The sequence below is a fragment of the Pseudomaricurvus alkylphenolicus genome, assembly GCF_011683955.1.
Taxonomy (GTDB): Bacteria; Pseudomonadota; Gammaproteobacteria; order Pseudomonadales; family Cellvibrionaceae; genus Pseudomaricurvus; species Pseudomaricurvus alkylphenolicus.
In genome coordinates this window covers 32,786-52,921 of the sequence record NZ_JAAQPI010000018.1, presented here as the reverse complement: position 1 = coordinate 52,921, position 20,136 = coordinate 32,786, and the positions used below count along the sequence as shown (strand labels likewise).

19 protein-coding genes are annotated in these 20,136 nt (G+C 52.7%); 5 read left to right on the top strand and 14 right to left on the bottom strand.

The annotated features are described in order from the left end of the window. Nucleotides 1-55: 55 nt before the first annotated feature. Nucleotides 56-1,336, bottom strand: a complete 1,281-nt coding sequence (locus tag HBA55_RS31025; RefSeq protein ID WP_166999585.1) for a cytochrome P450 — start codon at nt 1,334-1,336, stop codon at nt 56-58. Nucleotides 1,337-1,640: 304 nt separating this feature from the next. Between HBA55_RS31025 and HBA55_RS31020 the strand changes: the two genes are divergently transcribed. Beyond that, the gene (locus HBA55_RS31020; protein WP_166999583.1) at nt 1,641-1,961 is read left to right on the top strand and encodes a 2Fe-2S iron-sulfur cluster-binding protein; all 321 of its coding nucleotides are present in this window, start codon (nt 1,641-1,643) and stop codon (nt 1,959-1,961) included. 30 nt (nt 1,962-1,991) lie between these two features. On the opposite strand, the gene HBA55_RS31015 is transcribed toward HBA55_RS31020, so the two are convergent. After that, nucleotides 1,992-2,834, bottom strand: coding sequence for a patatin-like phospholipase family protein (locus tag HBA55_RS31015; protein WP_166999581.1), 843 nt, complete (start codon nt 2,832-2,834; stop codon nt 1,992-1,994). A 79-nt stretch (nt 2,835-2,913) separates the two neighbouring features. Further along, nucleotides 2,914-5,256, bottom strand: coding sequence for a TonB-dependent receptor (locus HBA55_RS31010; RefSeq protein WP_166999579.1), 2,343 nt, complete (start codon nt 5,254-5,256; stop codon nt 2,914-2,916). Nucleotides 5,257-5,682: 426 nt separating this feature from the next. Between HBA55_RS31010 and HBA55_RS31005 the strand changes: the two genes are divergently transcribed. After that, nucleotides 5,683-7,320: a GMC family oxidoreductase gene (locus HBA55_RS31005; RefSeq protein ID WP_206020058.1), complete on the top strand. Its 1,638-nt coding sequence runs from the start codon at nt 5,683-5,685 to the stop codon at nt 7,318-7,320. Nucleotides 7,321-7,368: 48 nt separating this feature from the next. Here HBA55_RS31005 and HBA55_RS31000 read toward each other — a convergent pair whose 3' ends face one another. Beyond that, nucleotides 7,369-8,847: an aldehyde dehydrogenase family protein gene (locus tag HBA55_RS31000; protein WP_166999577.1), complete on the bottom strand. Its 1,479-nt coding sequence runs from the start codon at nt 8,845-8,847 to the stop codon at nt 7,369-7,371. 132 nt (nt 8,848-8,979) lie between these two features. On the opposite strand from HBA55_RS31000, the gene HBA55_RS30995 reads away from it, so the two are divergent. Continuing rightward, a complete protein-coding gene (locus HBA55_RS30995) occupies nt 8,980-9,651 on the top strand; it encodes a TetR/AcrR family transcriptional regulator (protein WP_166999575.1) in 672 nt (223 codons plus the stop codon). Between the two features lie 913 nt (nt 9,652-10,564). Here HBA55_RS30995 and radC read toward each other — a convergent pair. The 8 genes from radC to HBA55_RS30955 form a co-directional block, all read right to left on the bottom strand. Continuing rightward, nucleotides 10,565-11,083 carry a RadC family protein gene (gene radC / locus HBA55_RS30990; protein ID WP_166999573.1) on the bottom strand — a complete coding sequence of 173 codons (519 nt, stop codon included), beginning with the start codon at nt 11,081-11,083 and terminating at the stop codon, nt 10,565-10,567. Nucleotides 11,084-11,199: 116 nt separating this feature from the next. After that, nucleotides 11,200-11,640, bottom strand: a complete 441-nt coding sequence (locus tag HBA55_RS30985) for a DUF3577 domain-containing protein (RefSeq protein ID WP_166999571.1) — start codon at nt 11,638-11,640, stop codon at nt 11,200-11,202. A 213-nt stretch (nt 11,641-11,853) separates the two neighbouring features. Next, entirely contained in the window at nt 11,854-12,975 is a 1,122-nt protein-coding gene (gene parM / locus HBA55_RS30980) for a ParM/StbA family protein (RefSeq protein ID WP_240946387.1), read from the bottom strand. Between the two features lie 49 nt (nt 12,976-13,024). Beyond that, complete coding sequence (locus HBA55_RS30975) at nt 13,025-13,414, bottom strand: hypothetical protein (RefSeq protein WP_166999569.1); 390 nt, start codon at nt 13,412-13,414, stop codon at nt 13,025-13,027. Next, nucleotides 13,411-14,157, bottom strand: a complete 747-nt coding sequence (locus HBA55_RS30970; RefSeq protein WP_166999567.1) for a PFL_4669 family integrating conjugative element protein — start codon at nt 14,155-14,157, stop codon at nt 13,411-13,413. The genes HBA55_RS30975 and HBA55_RS30970 overlap by 4 nt, the downstream gene beginning before the upstream one ends. Before the next feature lie 488 nt (nt 14,158-14,645). Next, nucleotides 14,646-15,236 carry a DUF2857 domain-containing protein gene (locus HBA55_RS30965; RefSeq protein WP_166999565.1) on the bottom strand — a complete coding sequence of 197 codons (591 nt, stop codon included), beginning with the start codon at nt 15,234-15,236 and terminating at the stop codon, nt 14,646-14,648. Continuing rightward, nucleotides 15,223-16,851: a ParB family protein gene (locus tag HBA55_RS30960; protein ID WP_166999563.1), complete on the bottom strand. Its 1,629-nt coding sequence runs from the start codon at nt 16,849-16,851 to the stop codon at nt 15,223-15,225. Before HBA55_RS30960 ends, HBA55_RS30965 begins: the two co-directional genes overlap by 14 nt. After that, the gene (locus tag HBA55_RS30955; RefSeq protein ID WP_206020056.1) at nt 16,835-17,131 is read right to left on the bottom strand and encodes a hypothetical protein; all 297 of its coding nucleotides are present in this window, start codon (nt 17,129-17,131) and stop codon (nt 16,835-16,837) included. The genes HBA55_RS30960 and HBA55_RS30955 overlap by 17 nt, the downstream gene beginning before the upstream one ends. A 94-nt stretch (nt 17,132-17,225) precedes the next feature. Between HBA55_RS30955 and HBA55_RS30950 the strand changes: the two genes are divergently transcribed. Both HBA55_RS30950 and HBA55_RS30945 read left to right on the top strand, forming a co-directional pair. Continuing rightward, entirely contained in the window at nt 17,226-17,900 is a 675-nt protein-coding gene (locus HBA55_RS30950; protein ID WP_166999561.1) for a S24 family peptidase, read from the top strand. A 65-nt stretch (nt 17,901-17,965) separates the two neighbouring features. Then, on the top strand, nt 17,966-18,196 hold the full coding sequence (locus tag HBA55_RS30945) for a hypothetical protein (protein WP_166999559.1): 231 nt from the start codon (nt 17,966-17,968) through the stop codon (nt 18,194-18,196). Here the strand turns inward: HBA55_RS30945 and HBA55_RS30940 are convergent. Both HBA55_RS30940 and HBA55_RS30935 read right to left on the bottom strand, forming a co-directional pair. Next, the gene (locus HBA55_RS30940) at nt 18,193-19,758 is read right to left on the bottom strand and encodes a conjugal transfer protein TraG N-terminal domain-containing protein (RefSeq protein ID WP_166999557.1); all 1,566 of its coding nucleotides are present in this window, start codon (nt 19,756-19,758) and stop codon (nt 18,193-18,195) included. The two genes, HBA55_RS30945 and HBA55_RS30940, sit on opposite strands and share 4 nt — an antisense overlap. After that, nucleotides 19,749-20,132: a hypothetical protein gene (locus HBA55_RS30935; RefSeq protein WP_166999555.1), complete on the bottom strand. Its 384-nt coding sequence runs from the start codon at nt 20,130-20,132 to the stop codon at nt 19,749-19,751. Before HBA55_RS30935 ends, HBA55_RS30940 begins: the two co-directional genes overlap by 10 nt. Nucleotides 20,133-20,136 lie beyond the last annotated feature (4 nt).

Sequence of the window (20,136 nt, the reverse complement as noted above, 5' to 3'; positions counted from 1 at the left end):
CGACACTCTCATCTTATCACGCGGCCGAACGGCAACGCCGTTCAGCCCAGGTTCGTTAGTCCCAAATCACATGCACTGAAGACGCGCCTCGTAGCTGAGCACCTTCGATGACTGGAGCCGGCTTGCTGGGGTCCAAACGAATGTTTGGTAGCAGGTCAAAAATGGCGTTGAGTGCGTTTTTCAGCTCCAGTTTAGCAACAAACTGACCAATGCACATGTGCGGTCCGAAGCCAAAGCCGAATGAAGGTTTCGCCTTGCGGTCTACGTCGAACGTTTCTCCATTTTCAAACGCTTCTTCATCGCGGTTGGCCGACGTCACCATACACTGGACGAAAGAGCCTTTGGGAATACTGACGCCTCGAATTTCAACATCTTTGGCGACTTCGCGTACCTTAAAGGTCGCTACGGGCTCGTAGCGTACGGTCTCGTCAATCAGCTTCGGAATCAGTTCTCGATTGTCACGCACCTTCTCTAACAGGCCCGGAGTAGTAAACATGATGGTCAATACTGAGCTCAACGTTCGAGTCGTTGTTTCACCCGCCGCGGGCAGCAGCATCATTGCGAATGTCACGACTTCGTGGTTGTTTAACATGCGTCCTTCATGCTCTGCGCGCAACAAACGTCCGATCAGGTCGTCTCCCTCACTACCAGCGGCACGGCGAGAAACCACCACTTCATTAATCGCTTGATACAGCGCTTTACTTGCTTGTTTCGCCGTCGTTTTGGCGTCATCTACTTTGTCCGGATCAATTTGATTTCCGCCAACCATCGCCAACGACCAAGCCGCGTATTTTCGGTATTTCTCCGCGTCATCCTCGGGAAAACCCATCAGTGCGTACATAATTCGCAGAGGAAAATCCAATCCAAACGTCATCAAATCCGCCTTCTTATCCGCCACCATCGGTAGGATATAGTCGCGACGGATCACTTCGTCAATACGGTCGTGCCACTTGTTAACCGAAGCGGGCATAAACGCTGGGTGTAATAATTGACGGACGCTTTTGTGCTCGTCTCCGTCCATTGCCAAAATAGTCAAACCGTTAAACGCCTCACCGAATCCTTTAGCAATAAAGCCGTTGGTAAAGGTATCGCCATCGCGTAATACGGACATCACATCATTGTATTTGAAGAGTGCAAAGTTGGGGCGTGTCCCTAGAGCCAAACCCGCGTTTGTAGGAACACCAAACTGGGCAATAAAATCTCCCTCATATACGGGTGTGGTTTCACGCATCTCACGACACGCCTCATGGATATCAATATCCGTACCTTTATAAGTCGCAGAAACGGCTGAATAGGCATTTTCCAGCTTCATATCTTCTATTGTTGATTCGGTCATAGCGTCACCTGTTATCGTTGTCGAAACATCTGTATTGGAAACCGATAACCAGTGTAATAAATTCCAATTCCCCGTGCTGGACTACAGTTTTACCGGTTGTCCAACTGGCTATTAACAGTAATCTAACAACACCGCCCTCAGCATTTATAAGAGGAAACGCGAGGTTGACTCTCGGTAAAACGAAGAATATTGGCCTCAATAGGCAAATCACTTAGCCTAGAGACTGCAAGTAGCCGTTCAAAGAACAAAAGTTCCCTAGCGCTTTGCTGATGGGCACGAATGTAGGTAATAGACGAGGTAACCGATGATAGACATTACCGTGATTGAACACGATGGGACAGTGCACATAGTGAAAACGGAGCATGATCAATCTCTGATGCAGGCCATTACCGGTGCTGCCATTCCCGGAATCTCCGCAGATTGTGGCGGAGCAGGCGCCTGCGCTACCTGCCACACCTATGTAGAGGATGCCTGGAAAAACAGATTTCCACCACCGGAGGACATTGAAAAAGATCTGTTGGAGTGTGCAGCTGAAGTCAATACCAACAGCCGCTTGTCGTGCCAATTGGAGCTCAACCAAAATCTGAATGGATTGGTGGTTCGACTGCCGGAAAATCAATTATGATGCTCAACTTAGCATCATAGCCGCCAGCAATCAGACTACCCCCGATAACCTTGAGACTTCGAACAGGCCTTGCTCCTTTCCCGCTAAAGCCGCGCCAATTCGTCTTTCAGGGTTAAGCGGGTTGAGTCCGATCGCCTGTCTAGAACGTTTGTCCGGCGCAATCATAACGACACGACTGCCTTGCTGACGAAGTGACTCAACTTGACGCTTGAGGCCAATATTGGCTATAGGAGCGATAACGAGTACCGCGTCTTCCCCAGCCGCAAGGTCCGCATTGCAGGCAGAACGCATACCGCCGTCCATATAGATCGATGACTGCACAGGCACCACAGGCCATACACCTGGGACAGCACAGCTTGCCATGACAGCGTCAAGCAAGCTAACTCCACTCGATCTGTTAAAACATTTTTCGTTCCCGTTCTTTGCATCAACTGCGACCAACTGCAATTCTTTATCTGGCCAACGTAACGTCGACAGACGCGAAGCAACTATACTCCGACGCTCATCCAGGCCAGGGGTCCTGGCTGCGGCAGCCATGGCTCCAAGTCGACGTCGAAATTCAAGTGGTTGCCGATAAGTGACGATGGCAGGCATCAAGGAAAACAACAACCTCAGATAATTGAGGCTCGGCATTCTTTCAATAGACTGCAAACCGGGTTCAATTTGTTGCTGAAACAATGCCGACATGGACTGATCGCTGCAGATCTGAGCCCCGACGGTTGCCCCGGCAGAAGTACCAATAATGCGTCCCACGTCCTTTACACGCCATCCGCCGTCGCTTAAACCACAAAGTACGCCGGTCATCCAGCTGATACCCGTAACCCCACCGCCCCCAAGCACAAGGCAGGTGGTGTCAACAATTTCTGTTTTCATGATTAGAGGGACCTTGAGTTAATTAACAGCCAACGGACACGAGATACTATCTCGTGTCCATTTTCTACGCAGCCCAGTTTTAAAAATTGTAGCGTGCTTCAACACCCCACATTCTAGGAGGACCGTAGACAAACGCAGTTACCCCAAGGGCTTCACTTGTCATGGAAGGTGAGCTGGCGTATACCTCATCGGTAACGTTATTAACGTAAACCGCCACGTCCATCCTGGTACCCGCTAGCCCGCGCCAGTCAGCGCGCACATTGGTGAGATGGTAGGCACGAATCGGAACTGCTTTTCGGCCCGTGTCGGCAGTTCGGTAGTGATTGACATTGAGTGAGAACTCATCCGCATAGGCCCCGAACGGGACTGTATAATTCATATTCGCCTGAATCATACTATTGGCAAAATGCAAAAACGGTATAGCGCTATGCTTTCTGGATTCAATAAATTCATTAGACTGAGCGTCAAGTTTCTTAATATCTGCATCCTGAACAGTCGCATTGAGGCTCACCGAAAAATTGTCAGTCAGCATGGCCTGAAACTCAATGTCTACCCCGGACACTGCAGTGTCACCGACGTTCAATACTATCGCACCGCCGGTTGGGTCATCCGCACCGTCACAATCCCCATCCGGCCCAATATTTGTACCGACTGCCAAGTTGCAATTTTGCGGTGTTGTCACACCTCCGGCCAGATCAGCCTGAGCATTTGAGTATTCACCCTCGAAATAGGAAATATTGGTCCGTAGCGGCACACTGCCCAGATTCCAATCTGCACGCAAACCAAACTCATAGTCGTCAACGATCTCGGGATCGAATGTTTGATAGCTGGAAAGATCTCCATCAAAGATAGGACCATTTGCTCCACCTGCCCGGTAACCATGACGGGCAACGATATAGGTAAAAAACTCATCAGAGATTTGCCAATTAAGACCCAATGACCAGGTAGTCGCATTGGACTCTTGTTCAACCACCGCCGCATTGACAATTTTACTGCTGTCTCGCTGACGACAGGCGCGTTCACTAACCTCGGCAGGTCGCTCACCGTTAAACGCTGGAGCTGCACCTGAACCAAGACAGAGCTCAAAGCTGTCCTCAGTAGCCCGCACACCAGCCTCTAACGATAGGTTGTCGGTTAAAGCAAGTTCTCCGTGAAAAAACACCGCCTTGGATGTGTCGTTCAGAAAAAAGTGCTGCGCCCCGCCATTGGTATAGAGCTGCCCCAACTCCTCCGTGCCAACACGAGACTGAAAAACCGTTGTGCCATTAACCTGACCGCTACCATCAGGTTCAGACTTTAGATAGAAAGCCCCCACCAACCACTCAAATCGATCTTCAAATGCAGAACCACGCAACTGTATCTCATTACTCAATTGTACAGTTTGATCAATCAACACTGCTTTTACCAGTGTACTCTCGACTCCTGAAACGGTGAGACCAGCACTCTCGAACCCGCCGCGAACCACCGGGCTATCATAGATGCCCAAACCATCGATATTGGGACCGTACGCTAGATCAGTGGTTTGGTAAGCCGCAATATTAAGAAAACTTAAATTATCTGAGAAATCGTATTCTGTTCGGTTAACAATACTAAATCGTTCATTGGTTTCAAACTGGTCGAATGATGGGCTGTTGACAAAGGGGCCTCGCTCCCTTTGCGTCGCAGCGTCCGACTGCACCTGATCGACGATAGCCAGAGCATTTAGTCCTGAGGGCGTAAAAGTTTCCGAGACTGAGATATTGAATCCATCGTTATCGCTCTTGTACTGATCAACAATAAGAGTATTCCTGAAATTCTGAACGTCTGTCAGCAGTGAAATCCTCCAAGAATTGGTGTCAACGCGATCGAGGTCCCCACCTATGCCAACATTTTTGGTATAGCCATCTCGCTGATTAATATCTCCAGCGATCCGCAGGGCGACCTTATCCTCTATAATCGGTAGGTTGAAGGCCCCACGAACACGTTGATGTTGATAATCACCAAGTACCAGATCGATATAACCCTCAAGCTCGTGCACCGGCGCTTGGGGGTTATACAAAATGGCGCCGCCCGTGGTGTTGCGACCAAACAACGTCCCCTGCGGTCCTTTTAAAACTTGAATGTTCGACATGTCAAACTGCGGTACTGCACTGCCCCATGCCGGTTGCGGGACCTCGGCAAAATAGCTAACTACGGCTGGGGATGTTGTTCCAATCAGCCCCTTGGATTGCCCCCGGACGACGTAGAGTGGATTCTGCGCACCACCGCTTCCGCCGAGATATACGCCAGGAACCGCTCTTTGAAGATCAGAGGTGGTGGTGATATTGGCTTCACGCAAGGCATCGGCATCGAAAGCCACCACAGAAACCGGTACAGACTGCAAACTCTCTTCTTTTCTCCTGGCACTGACGACTATTTCTTCAATACTCGATATCAATTCCATGTGTTCATTCTCATTCGCTTGCGAGATTTGAGCAAACGTCATAAAGCTGCTGAACAAGATAGATCGAGGTAAGTAACTGGAAATTCTTGAAGTAAGCATAGGAAAATGTTCTCTCCGTGTATCGTTATAGTTAAAATTTTCGATCAGATTTGGGCTATAGCTCCGTCATCCGAACCAGACGGTAATACTGGACCTATGCTAATCGCTATAAACGCCATCCGAAAACGTATCGGTGTCTCTTTTGGATTGGTATAAAATGTCGCTACGCGTTTGATTTTTAAGGAATTTCTATGACAGCACTTGGGCCGGTCGCATTTCGCTCGACACCTCCCTCAAGTCTCTCAAATGCGACACAAAACTCGTTGTGAGTCTGTCCTACGAAAGGTAGATTTTTGGGTTGATAATAGATTCCCAAAGGGCATAACCATGGATTACGACTACATTATTGTTGGCGCTGGCTCGGCCGGCTGTGTACTGGCAGAAGCTTTGAGTCGCGACGGCAAACACCAGGTTTTGCTGCTTGAAAGCGGACCCAAGGACAATAATTTTCTGATCAACATGCCTCGAGGTATCGGAAAAATACTCAACCCGGAAAGTCCCTATGTGTGGCAATACCAGATTGACAAGGGTATCAAGGAACTGCCCAAGGACAGCGCTCAAAACCATGAAACCTGGCTCAAGGGTCGTGTCCTGGGAGGATCCAGCAGCATTAACGGAATGATCTATGCTCGAGGTTTCGCTAGAGACTACAATCAGTGGCAATCCCTGGGTTGCGAAGGCTGGGGATGGCGTGATCTTCTACCCCACTTTATCACTCACGAACAGCACGAACTGGGCGCCAGTGATGAACGTGGCTCTAGCGGACCGTTACGGGTCACTACGCATCCGAAGAACAGCAGTGGTCCAGCAGTTCGACGGTTGGGTGATGCGCTACTTAAGGCCATGGCGGATGCCGGCATCGCTACCACCGAAGACACCAATGGACTGAAGCAGGACGGCGCGGGCTATCAACCTCGTACCATCGGCGACGGTAAACGTTGCAGCGCTGCGGCGGCCTTTCTCAGACCCGCCATGGAACGTTCTAACTTGACGGTGATGCATCAATGCCAGGCACAGCGCATTGTGTTTGAAAACAACCGTGCCGTGGCACTTGATGTTCAACATCGCCACAGAAACCGGCGTCTGAAGGCTCACCGAGAAATCATTCTTTCCGCCGGTGCCATCGAATCTCCGAAGTTGCTGCTGTTATCCGGCGTCGGGGACAATAAACAGTTGCAGTCGCTGTCTATTCCGAAAATTCATCACGCACCGCAGGTGGGCAACAATCTTCAGGAGCACTACTACATCCAGACCCAATTTCGAGTCCGTGATGGTAGCTTAAATGCCGCGTTTCAAGGTCTGGGGTTGGCTCGAAGCTTATGGCGTTATCTGATCAAACGCCAGGGCCCAATGGGTCATGCGGCACAGGAAATCATCGCCTATACCCGCAGCCGCCCTCACGTCAATCAACCCGATTGTCAGCTGGGAGTAGGTCTGTACTCGCTCAAACCGAACCAGTTCCCTCCCCTGCCCGACAATCAGCCAGGCATTACGATTGGTGGCTACCCGATGCATCCCACCTCACGAGGCACTCTGCGTCTGCAGTCATCCAACCCTGACACCGCCCCCTTAATCAAAGCCAATTTTCTACAGACTCAAGAGGACCAGGAAACGGCGGTGGCCATGTTGCGACAAATCAGAAATATCGCTCAGCAACCCGCACTCGCCACCCATATCAAAGAGGAGCTGAACCCGGGCGCCGCAGCGGGAAGCGATGAAGAGTTACTGGAGTTTTATATGAAGAATGGCATGACCGCCTTCCATGTTGCCGGTACTTGCCGCATGGGCAATGATCCTGACTCTGTGGTGGATATCCGCACTAGAGTGCGAGGAGTTACAGGATTAAGGGTAGTCGACACCTCTATTTTCCCACGCCTGCCCTCTGGTAACACCAATGCTCCTACCATGGCGGTTGCCCGGCACGCCGCCGGAATGATACTCGAAGACGTGATCACCAGCCGCTAGCAAGATCGAGCTCAGTCGGTTTAATCGATACCGACTGAGCGACCTCCCTTAGCCAGCGTGATAGCTTATGTTTTTGATCTGGCAGAAATCAAGCAAGCCATGCTTTCCCAACTCACGACCAAATCCAGAACGCTTATATCCTCCGAATGGTGCCGCTGACAACATGGTCCCGGCACCACCGTTGATGGCCACACCGCCCGTGCGCATCTGCAACGCCATGCGGTAGGCCTGACCGGCATCACCCGAGTAAATCATGCCACCCAACCCATAGTCTGATTCGTTCGCAAGGCCCAGTGCCTCTTCATCACTGTCAAAACCTATAACCACCCCGACTGGTCCAAATATTTCCTCTTGCGCAATAGACGCATTGTGATCCACGTTGTCAAACAGCGTCGGATTGAGATAGTAACCTTGGTTGAGCGCCGCTGGCCGGTCACCACCAAATACCAGGTTTGCGCCGCTATCGATGCCTGCTGAGATATAGCGCTCCACCCGCTCCCGAGCCGCTGCACGAATTAGAGGCCCCATGGTGACATCTGGCTGACGGGGATTCCCGACGTTCACAAGGCTGGCCATTTGCCGCAATAAATCCACATACTGAGCTCGCACATCGTTGTGCACCAGATGCCGCGTGGTTAGAGCGCAACCTTGTCCTGCTTGCAGCGTAAAACTCATCAGTCCCGCCTGCGCCGCTCTTTGCAAGTCTGCATCACTCCTTACGATCAATGCAGACTTGCCACCGAGCTCCATATGCAACCGCTTCAGAGTTGGTGCAGCCTGTTGCATGATGCTTGAACCTACCACATCCGAGCCGGTAAAACTGACCATGTCCACGCGTATATCGGTTGTCAAACGCTCACCCACTGACAGCTCTCCATTGAGTATATTCAACACCCCCGCTGGCAGGTCACACGCCACCGCCGCTTCCCCCAGTACGAACGCCTGCAACGGTGTATAGGGGGAAGGTTTAAGAATAACCACGTTGCCCGTTGTCAACGCATGAAACAGTTTCACGATGTTTAAGAAGTAGGGAAAGTTATAGGCGGTGATGGCCGCAACCACACCGACCGGCTCATAGACCGATTGCGCCCCACCCAACATCGTTGTGCCGTCCATCGCTGGCGACAGCTCCAGCGCTACCGATTCAGGCTTCAGAGACAATGCCTCTTCAAGCAATTTAGCAGCATGTTTCATACTCATATCAAAATGCATTACCGCTGCTGCCATCTGTGTCGCTCCGCACTCAGCAACAATCAGCTCTATAATACGCTCCCTTTGCGACAAGAGGTAAGTGTGAAAGTCGCGCAAGTGGCTAACCCGCCGCTGATTCGACATCTGCGGCCAGGGCCCCTGATCAAAGGCGCTGCGAGCGGCCACAAGCGCATGCTCCACCTCTTCGTCACCCGCCAGTGGTGCCTCGGTGATGATGCTTTCGTCGGCCGGGTTGATGATGGGTTGGCACTGTAAGTGGGCGCTGTCGAGCCACTGACCATTGACAAACAATTGATTTCGGAGTGATCTTTGCATAGGATATCTTCTTCTCACTTGGGTTATTCGGTAATGATCTGATAACCCATTATTGCTGGAACCACTCGAATACAAACAACTTTCGGGTCGCATTTAAGATTCAACTTCAGCAGGCAACACGGAGCCATTTACATGCTCGAACAACCCCCGCCTCCACAGCCTCGAAAAAAGCCCCAGCAAAGTCGCTCTCAACATATGGTTACGGCAATTTTAGACGCCTGCCTAAAGATACTCTCAGAGCACGGCGAACAAGCTTTGACACTACCATTGCTGGAACACGTTTCCGGCGCAGGGAAAGGCTCCATCTATCAATACTTTCCTAGCCTAGAGGCTATCGTTGCCGCTCTCTATGAACGCGAATGTCAAACAGCGATACGTGACACCCTCGCTCAGCTAACGTCAACCTCGAGTCATCCGGAGATGACTCTGGAATCGCTACTGGAAGACATGATCGAGAGTAGCGTTACCACCCATGAGAGACTCCGGCTCCTGCATTCATCATTTCACAATCGCTATGGCTCCCACTACGACATAGGCAAGATCTATGGCGAGAGCTATGGCGTGCTCAATTTTGTCGAAGATTACTTTGTGCCATTGATACGAAAAGAGTACCCTGACGCGTCGTTTGAAGAGGCCAAGGCAGCGGGGTTTTTCTTACTGCAAGGAATAAAGAGTCAATTTTTTACAGCACTGGAGCTGTATCCTGAAAAGATTTGCGATCCAGACTTTCAGGCCTATCTCATTAAAATCGGTGTTTGGATTCTATGTGAAACACTGAAACCCGGAGTTACAACTCAAGATTAGGCACGATCGGTAAAACTCAAACGTTCCGCTGCTCGTTTTCCGCAGCTGTCTTTTTCTTGCTACTCCATCAGTTACTCAGCGATTGCGTCAACGGCATCGGATAGCCGGCGTTCAGGCCCATCCACATATTGGCTTCCTGGATTTTTCGACTTGACGACGGCGCTTAGCGTAGGCCTATCGATGGTAAACGCTTTAAGACACAGCAGAACAAGTCCACCTTTCTACTGCTCACCGATCACTCCAATCTTCGCCGCCTCCTCCTTGTTCTATGATTTTAGTAAAGCCGTTATAACATCAGCCGATGAGGCGTTTGCCAAACCCTCTCCCAAATACCTCACACCCAAAACGAAATGTAACACCGGGGAACCAGTAGCCAGGGTACAAAGAAGCAGCATAGCTTGACTTAATGATTCCACCTCTTTAAGAGGTCTGGACAAGATCCATTTTTATACCGAGCTCTACGTTGTGCACTGTTAAACTAGCCAAGAATCTGCTCCGAGTCTCAAAACAGAACATAATTTACGGTGCTTTTTTTGGATATCCGCGGGAATCAGTGCGAGCGTTTGATACCGGAGGCCAGAAGTGAAAATCCTTCTGCTTCGTGCCGAATTTTCACTTTGTGTCGCTATTTTGTCGCGCCAAAAGCTCCGTGTTCGTTTAGGTCATTCGGTCATTCGGCCATACTTCAACACGACGAACCCAGTCTGATAAATCTGGATTCCCGGTAAAGAGAACATTTCGGTAACTGGGGCCAGCTCTATCATCAAGAAAATTCCGTTTAATTAAATCCCATTATTCTGATGCTCAATCAGACGTATGTTCGCTTGAGCCTGTGCTTAGCCTTGAATGCGGGATGTAATCAAATTAGTTTCCCCACGCATAAATGTCAATCACGTGGGGTTGAGTTTAGGCCTTAAAGAAGGCCACGTTCTGCAAACGACACTGTGTCGTTTGCGCCAATCACAAAGTGGTCCAGCACTCGAATGTCGATCAGCTCCAACGCTTTCTGCAGGCGTTGAGTGATGCGTTCGTCGGCTCTGCTGGGTTCAGCCACCTGGGAGGGGTGGTTGTGAAACAGCAGGATGGCAGCCGCATTGGCTTCCAGCGCCTGCTGTGCCACTACCCTGGGGTAGACCGAAGCGCCGTCGATGGTGCCTTGGAACAATTCCACCGTGTCGATGACGCGGTGTTGAGTGTCCAAGTACAGGCAGCCAAAGATTTCCACTTTGCGGTCCGCCAACAGTAACCGCAAGAAATTGCGGGTCTGTTGCGGACAGGTTAGGGGTTGGCCGGGTCGATGTCTGGCTTTGAGCACGTCGAACGCCAGATCAATGACCGTTTGTTGTTCACTATCGTTCAGCTGGTTCTGGGTGAACTCCGTAAAACGATTGATTTCTGTTGTCGTGGTTGTAGTTGACGAGTTGTCTTCCATGGTGATTCTCCAGGTTGTTGGCGAGGAGAACCGTCCCATTGGGGAGGATTCCCCGCTGGGTGGAAGGTGACGTGCCAAATTGCTGCATGGCACGTTGAGTGTGTGGATTGGGAGGGTCAGGCCGCCGATTCTTGCTCGGCTGGGTAGAACGGGTGGCCGTCTATCCGAATCCATTGAAAGCGCAGTAGGCGGGACTTGAGGCTGACGCCCGTTTGTCCGGCCCGTACGCCTTGTTTGTAGGTGAACCAATCGGTTTCCAAATTGCTGAGGTGAAAACCCACCAACACTTTCATGTCGGCGGCGACAGCGGGTCCGAGTTGGCGCACCAAATCTTTGGCTTCTTCGCCCGACACCACACAGTCAAAGTGGGTGTAGCGGACGTCGTCGGCTTTGCCTCTGAGTGCGGCGATGGAAACCCCGATGAACGATGTGCCACCATCCGGGTTCACTTCGCGTATGCGGTTGAGGTAACCGATGCCTTTGATGTCGAGATCGAAATACTTCGCTGGGTCAGAAGCCTTCGGGGTTTGCGCGGGTGCAGGTTGATTACTGGTCATACGTTGTTCTCCATGAATCAGACGAATACCGGCGACAGCGCTTCCCTGGCGGGAACACACTTCCCGGCAGGGTGAGTTATCTCAGGAGGAGTCCTGAGCGTGGGGTGACGGCAGAGCCGCGGTATCGGTTGCACACCCCGTTGATACCTTCTTTGCCACTGAGACCGCAGTGGCCACGTACAAAGTCGTTTCTTTTGTGTACTTTGACTGTATTTACTCATTATCGTCGGGCTTGTGCCCAGGCGTAATTCGGTCGTCGCACACGTATTGGAGATACTTGAGCATGCCGCGAGCGTTGGCGAAGGCGGCGTGATCGGCGATGGTTTGGTTCGGAAACCAGTCGGCGATGTCGGTGGCCAGTGCGGCGCTGCCCCCACCCACAAACAGGATGCGATCCAGTTCCGCGCCCTGCCCCAATTGGCGGCGGGTTTCCATATAGAGACGTTCGACCAGTTCGTGCTTGGCGGACTTGACCAAGTCTGTCACGTCGTATGCTTTGCCGTGCAATCGGAGTGTGTTGGCTTTGACGGCGTGGTCCAGTCGTTGTTCGCCGATGTTGACGACATCAAAGTGTTCTTCGATGCCGTTGCTGACCCAGGCTTTGACGTCCAGTAAGCCACGGTTGAGAGACCCCGAGGCGCCATGCACCACCGCCTGATTTTGCACCACGACGTAGTCCGTGGTTCGCCCACCGATGTCGACGATGGCAATGGGGGCGCTGAGTTTTTCGGTGTCGAGGCGCACATTCTCTTTGTCGCAGTCAATGACGTGGTCGTACCAGGCCGCCAGCGCTTCGGGAATCACTTCGTGGAAGGCCACCGAGGTTTTTAGGCGAGAGCCGTCGGGGTTGCCCTCTCGCGTCAGGGGTTCCACGGTCTTTTTCAAACTGTCGCACTTTTGGTCAATGAGCGTTTGGCGGCGTTGCCCGTCTTTGCGGTAAAAGCGACCCACCGGTAAGCCGGAGACCAGGTGAACGGAACGGCCCGACAGCCCGGCTTGATGGAGGGCGTGTTGGACAATGACGCGATTGAGCCCGGACGTCGGGTATTCATCGAATTGTGTGGGTTCGCCGTCGACGACACCGACGGAGTACACAGTGCCTTCCGTCTTGTACTCGAAGATGCTTTGAGCGGTTTCCCGTATCCAAGTGACACCCGCCTGCCCGACGCGGGCTCTTGAGGGGATCGAGACCAGACGCCCGTCGGGCAGCGCGACTTTGGTGTCGGCGTAGCCATCATCCATTCCCACTTGGGCCACGGACACGTCCGTCGAAATTTCCTCCATCGGCAGTCGTTGTGGCTCTAGGCTGTTGTCTTGTCTTGCGGTACTCATCATATCGGTTCCGTATTATCGATCGATCAGGTCTGCTGTCCGGTTGCGCGCCCTACCCCATCACTGCCCTCAGTCGAGCGAATGGCTTGGAATCCAAATCTTCCGCCATCGGTTGGGGCACGTCAGTGTTGTCGTCCGCTTCCCACAGAGCGGCCTTTTCTGTGGGGTTTACGCCGGGCGACTCTCGGATCGGTGTGACTCGAGCGTTGTGATTTTTGTCTTTGGTGACGATCGGTGACAACGCTCTGGGTGCCGATCGCTCTGATGTGATGGAGCTCTTAAGCGAATGACACTCAGATCGAAAGCCGAGGATCAATAGCCGCCGCAACCATTCATCGCGTCGTGCCCGGGGCAGGTTTTGCAGGCGATTCAGCACCATGGACTCCAGAGGAACTCGCGCGTCCAGCCGAATCCTCACACCCACATCACGATCCTTGGTCATGCAGAGGTTGCCTCCTGGTTGGAGGAAGAAGCGTCTGTTGACGGTTCAACTTGGCTCAGCGGTCGAATAGCCGGGAGTCGTTGCCCGCTCAAAATATCCGCTGGAATCACGCCCATGCGCTTTTGGGCGACGCTCGCCTGTGCTGTCCCCTGCGCCACGGCCGCTCGATCAATATTGAGGAGGCAGTAGCGCTGAGGCACTGACAGGACCCGTCGCAATAACCGTCCGCTGTTATCCACCTTCGCCTGGAGACTCTCTGGCAAGACCGTCCCTAGGTGCTTGAGGGTCATTTCGCTCCGGATCACGTGATCGTACTCCACCAACCGTCTGAGCCCTTGAAAAGCGTAGGGATTGGCCAAACGCAACGAGAGTGTCTGCGGTTGGCCGGAATCGGCAATGGTGATGTCGAACTCCTCGATCTGTGCCAAGTGCTGATCCAGTGCCTTGATTAAGGTTTGGTATTGGTGTTCGCAATGCCTCAGGCCCCGTTCTATTTTTAAAAGGTACCAATCGGCGTAGGGGTCGTCGTGACGCGCACCGTGCCAGAGGGCTTTGAGCCTTTCTGAAAATGCCGTTAGCCCCATGATGCCGGGTTTGCCGGGCTGGGCCTTTCGACCCTGCAGGAGATTTTGGGCTTGGTAAGTGTGGAGGACCACGCCCACTCGACTGCGCAACGTGGCGGCGGTTTTTGGCGTGCCAGCGGACGGGGCATTCAGGGCGCTGTCGAGATGTTGAGTGTTCATTCGCGTGGTCCGTCTGTCGATTCATCAATGGGGGTATTAACGCGTAATTCGGCGCGATGCACGACGGGGTACCACTCCAACGTGTGTCGTCGTTTGCGCAACCGCCTCACGCCTGGGTGGTGACAGTGGAACCTCGTTCAATGTTCAGCAGTGTAATGAGGGACGAATGGATGGTTTCTCCGTCATGGGGTCCACCCTGCTCAGCGAGCACTCAGGACGTTGAGCCATTGCGAGGGTGATATTGTGATCAACGTGGGTGGAGGCCGCGGTACCAGCGGGTTTTCTGGGTTTGGATCTAGGGATTTTGGGGTTTTGAGATGTCCGCGTTGTCTGTAGCTGTCGAGATGAGGCCAATGTCGTGTGCATTGGCGTTGGCATTCCTATTAGGGTTATCCCATCACCTTGATGGTGATGGTGCCATGACGAATGGATCGCGCTTTGTCGGCGCGACTGCGATGGGTTGTGTTGTGGTTTGGACTGTTTGGGCATCACGCGCGATGCTGTTTGGCTGCCTCATTGTCGTGATAGCCGTAGACTTCCCAGCGTTGCACCAGATTCCAGACAATACGAAGGTCAATCTGGGTGTTTTTGTGTAGATGCAAATAATCGGATGCCAACAACGTGGGTTCATCACGGTCTTTGACGTAGTCTTGCCAGGCGTACCACAACGCGTGGGAAACCGTTTCATCCGGTTCCGGGGGGCGTCCGACGATGCTGGTGACGGTCAGTAATCGGCGCCAGCGGGAATACTCCCGGGAGCTCATGCCAAACAGGGTGTGCATCATTTCCATGGGGGCATCGGCCACGATGAGGTCGCGTTGCAGCTCTTCGGATTCCCGCTGGTGTTTCAGGTGATCCAGCATCGGCCAGAAAACGTCTCGGTTCAGTCCAATGCGCAAGCAGTGGGCGCGCAGTTGATCAACCCGGTAGAGATCCGCCAGGTTCATCTCCTTGAGGGCTTCAAGCTCCTTGGGGCCAAAGTTCATCGCCCGCAGCGCTTGTTGGTCGCCTTCGGCCAAGCACCGCATGGCATAGAGCAGTACGGAGGTAATCAGGTCAGATTCCTTATTGGTCGACATCGGTGTTCTCCTTGTGCCACAGTGGCGTATTGAGCCGCCAGGCTTTGCGTTTGAGGGTGCGGTAATGAGTCATTAGATTCAGGAGTTGTTGCCAGTCCTCATCGCTGATGACGGACCACAATTGCTCCCCCCAGCGTCCGGGATCGGTCAAGCTGACGTGATCCAACAGCAGTTCCACATCTTGTTCGACCAACGCGTGATGGACCACCGATGGCGGGGCCAGTGTGTTCAGCGAAATCTCTTTCGGCGCCGTGGTGAGATCGCAGCAGCTGGCCAGCAACCACCAGAGGCTATTGACCTGTTCAAGGGTCTCGTGGTCTAAGGTGTCGCGAAGGTCTTGTGACGGCACATCCAACAGCAGAAAGCCCAACCCCTGTTCAGGCAAGCGTTGCACACAGTCCGCCAATCCATGGTGTTCCGCCAGCTGTTGCGCGCACGCCCCCATCTTGAGACGCAGGGTGCGGAAGGCGTGGTGGCAGCCAGCGTCCGCTGTCTCTCCTCTGTTTTCGCCATTGTTCTCGTCATTGTTCTCGTCACTGTTTTTACCCCTACCGACTGGGTCAGCGGTGTGATCGTGTTCGCCGGTAGAAGAACGTTCAGTGTTCTGAGCATGTAAGGTGCGCGTGGGTGCCGTGAACGACTTCGCCCCATTCTCCGATGTTGAGCTTGGGTTTAACAGGGGGTGATCCGGTGGGTTCTCTGACCGGTTCGAGTGATCATCGGCATCGGTGCGATTGTCGCCATCGATGGGGTTCATCAGGGACAGAGGGCGGCCCGCCTGACAGGTGTCCAGCTCCAACCGAACCACCTGAAAACTGGTGTTGGCCGCTTCGGCGATTTCGGTTTCCAGGGCGCTGCGTAACGGTTGGATGTCCCACTCGGGTGTGTCGTAGCGCTGGCACAATTGCGCGAACACCGATTCGAACGACGATTGATCGCCCAGTGCTCGGATCAACCACACCTTGAGTGCGGCGCGTTCCAGTGAGCGCACTTTTTCCACTTGTGGTCGCCCTAAACCGTTTTGTAGCGCCTTCGGCATTAAGGGCCATAAGGTGTGGACCGCGTAGCCCATTTTGGAAATCATGCTGTGGCTGAGACTGTAGCCTCGTTCGCGAAACAGCTTCTCCAATTGGCGTTGCGTGAGTTCGTCAACTTGCAGCTCCTTTTCCAGAAGCGCTTTGGCATCAAACACCGCTCGAGCTTTATCGATAAAGGGCAAATTACCACGCAGTTCGTTTTCACGAAGGTGTGCAAACAACATCGACGATTCTTCGGCCCAGGGTTTCACAACACAATTGACCCAACCGTAGTGTTCATCGCCCGTTTCTTCAAACAGTTCTTTGAGCACTTGCAATCGTGTATTGCCACCGGCCTGTAGCACATAATCCTCAGCGCCGGGTTCCTGGGTAATCACCAACGGTTGATCCAAACCGCCGGTTCGAATGGACGCTTTTATTCTCAAATATTCTGGATTGAGTTGCCGTCGGGGATTGCGGTCGTAGGTGCGAATGTCAGTGACCCTTATTCGTTTAAGTTGGTCATCTGCATCGCCCGCTACTGGAACGGTCTCATCGAATTTCTCGCTACGATTCGTTGGCTCAACAAGAGTCGTCATGAACATCTCCATTCAACTGACGACTCAGAGAACCGCAACCAGGCTCAAGAAAAATTTCAGGATGGCGAACCATGGTGGCGCGAGGCACCACTTCCAACCGTCCATTGGACGTCTTGGCAACACGTCGCGTTTCCCGTTCAATTTGAAAGGCGAGGATGGGACTGGCATACCGATGATTACCAGCGATCTGGTAAAGATACGATACCGAGTCGTTGCAAGCGATGGCTACTTCTGCCCGTTCCTTCTTGCTTGCTAGCTTGAGAAAATCCTTCAGCTCCATAAGCTAAACATTAGCACTGAGCAAATTATCAAACAATGGTCTGAGTCGCATTTTTACTTACCACACTGCTAAATTAGCTGCTAGAATGGTTAGCATGATGCGAAAACACGAACAGACCCGTCTGAAGAATCTCGAAATTCTGATCAGTGAAGCCGGATCTGCTGCGCAATTGGCGCGCGCTGTCGGCACCAACAGTTCTTACCTCAGTCAAGTTCGTAATCAATTGCCGACAAAGAATGGAACTCCGCGCGCCATCGGTGATGATTTGGCAACGAAGCTGGAGGAAGGGATGAAAAAGCCCCAAGGATGGATGGACGAAAATCACGACAAGAATGCCCCGAAACGAAAAGGAAACGGCCGAGCAACGCCTGAATTCCAAAGCCTGCTGCCTCTGATTTCCTGGGAGGAAGCGGCCAACTGGCACAAGCTGTCGAAGGGCAAGACGTCGTTGAAGAAAAGCGAGCTTATGTCCTGCCCGGTGAAATGCAGCCAAGAAGCGTTTGTTCTTCACGTTCAAGGGCGCAGCATGGAACCGAGATTTAACGAAGGCGATATTTTGTTCGTGGATCCTGACGTTGCACCGAAGCATGGGCAGTTTGTTGTGGTACAAAAACGTGGGTCGAAGGAGGCCACGTTCCGACAGCTGATTATTGAAGAAGGCCGAGAGTTTTTGACCGCGTTGAATATCGATTGGCCAGATCGAATCACCGCACTCGACAAACGAACCACCATTTGTGGCGTGATTGTCTTTAAAGGCGAAAAGGTTTAGTTGCCTGCCAGTTTTTCTTTTGCATTCAGTTGCTGTACAGAAATGGAGTGTATAGTGAAGGTATTATGAAAAAAGAAAAGCTCTACATGGTCATAAAGGCTTTCTGGAAACTTACGGGTGTTCTTCTGCACTTGCTTGGTGAGGTCTTCTCTATTTTATTTGGTGCACTTTTTTCGTCGCCTGAATCACGAGAAGACAAAAGCGAATCTAGCAACTCGGCGGGCGGTATTTTAAATTACCGCACCGGGAAATTTGACACGGGGAATGATCCAGCTGGATGGTACGAAGAAGATTAACGTTTAAGTCCTCTTCCTACAACTGCCTTTCCAAGACTCCCTCCTTGATTTCCTGCATCCAGAGCAGGCTTTCTAATTGGTATCGTTGCGGATTCAAGTGCATGACCAACTCTAATACCTGCCCACGCCATCATTCCGCTCCACAGCAGCGGTAGCCCCAAATACAAACTGGTCGTAATCATATTCAACAGCATACGCTTGGCATCGTGCTCCCCGGGACTGGCAAAAGTCTCCAAGAAGATTTTCACATCGGGGTACATCGAGAGAATCAAATTTTGATCCACCCACATGGCCAGATACCACAACACACTCCAGAACTTCACCGTAAAAATCGCCATCGCCCCCACTACCATCATGGACAGAGAGTAACGCGACAAGACCACCACCAAGGGCAATAGAGCGTAGATGCCGAGCAGTAGAACGGCTTGCACCATGGGCAAGGCTTGAATCACCGCCGTCATGGTGACGGAAAACAACGCCGAGGCGGTCACGATCCCCCCAGCGGCTAAACCTGTTTTGGCCACCGACCCGACGGCGTTCACCAATCCAGCGCCAGAGGCATTGTTTCGGACTAGCTCATTACTGGACCACACCGGCGGTGCGTTTTTGAGTACGGTTTTGGCAACCGCGTCCCGTTGTTCTTCGCTCGCCAAACCAGGCGCGATACTCACCACCAAACTGGAAAATCCGGCCGAGGTGGCGTCCGCCTCGTTGATCAGCTGTTGTCGCAGCCCGCGCGTGCTGTCCTCCCACCATTGCTTGCAATAGGGCTTCCCCCAAAGGGGCGGTGACGCAGGATCGTACTCCGTATCCCGAGCAGCACTGTAAGGCCAACCGACGACGGCGTGAATCGGACGCAGTCGATCGTAGTAGCCAGCGATATCCCGATAGACGTGAGACCCCAGCCAATCGGGATCGCTTTGACCGAAGGTGGTGAGCAGTGTGTTGACCGCTAACGTATCGGGCCTCTCTCGCTGAAACTGGGAGCGTGCCGGAATGTAGCACTGTGTGAAAAATTCACTGACTTCCTTTCTGAGTCGGGGATCGGCAATGGTGGCCAAATGCGCTTGCTGTTCGTAGGTTCGCATGTCCGCCGTTGTGGGCAGCCCCGCCACCACTGCGTGATTGACGCCCGAACTCACGGCCAGGACACCGTACCACCACACCGGAACGTTCACAGTGGCCGCCACCCCGGTAAACCCCGTCACGCCATAAGTGCTTTGCGGTGTACCCACGGTGGCCGTGGGTGGCGTCGGTTCGGCCAAGGTCGGTGGCGGTGCGTAAGACAACGCGCTGGCATTCAATGGTGTTAGGGCAGACGGCTGACCGGCCAACACCACCACCATCAGCGCCATAAACAAGTCAATTTCCATGCGCCGCAGTGACAGGCTGGTGGCGTGCCCCACCTCGCCGCCTTGCGCCGGTTCTTTCCAGTTGTCGATCAAAATCCCCAGAAACGGCAAGTACACCAGACCGGTATTGACCAGCACGTCCCACAACATCCCATAGAATACCCAGCCAAACAGGGTGGTAAAGAGTTCCAGATAGCTGTCTACCGCCATGGGTCAACACCGAGTCGTTGGTCCAGAAAAAGAAAGAGCCACCGCTGCCCAATCACCAATTCCATCAACAGCAGGGTGACGATGACCATTCGGTATTTGTTTGATAGGCGCTTGTTCAATAGATTCTTGTGTTGAGTGGGCGAGAGTGAACCCTGCCGGCACTGCGATAGGTACACCGATCGCCAAATCAACGCCGTGGCGACCAATAGGGTCCAGCGACACACCACCATGAAAGGCTGCCAATGCAAAACCGTATCGCGGACCTCATTCAGCGAGGTCACGCCGATGCGATGCATCAAGCCGGTACCGACGACCACAGCCAGTAACAGCATCAACAACGTGAGCCACAAGGTGGCAGAACGTGGGACGTTCATTGAG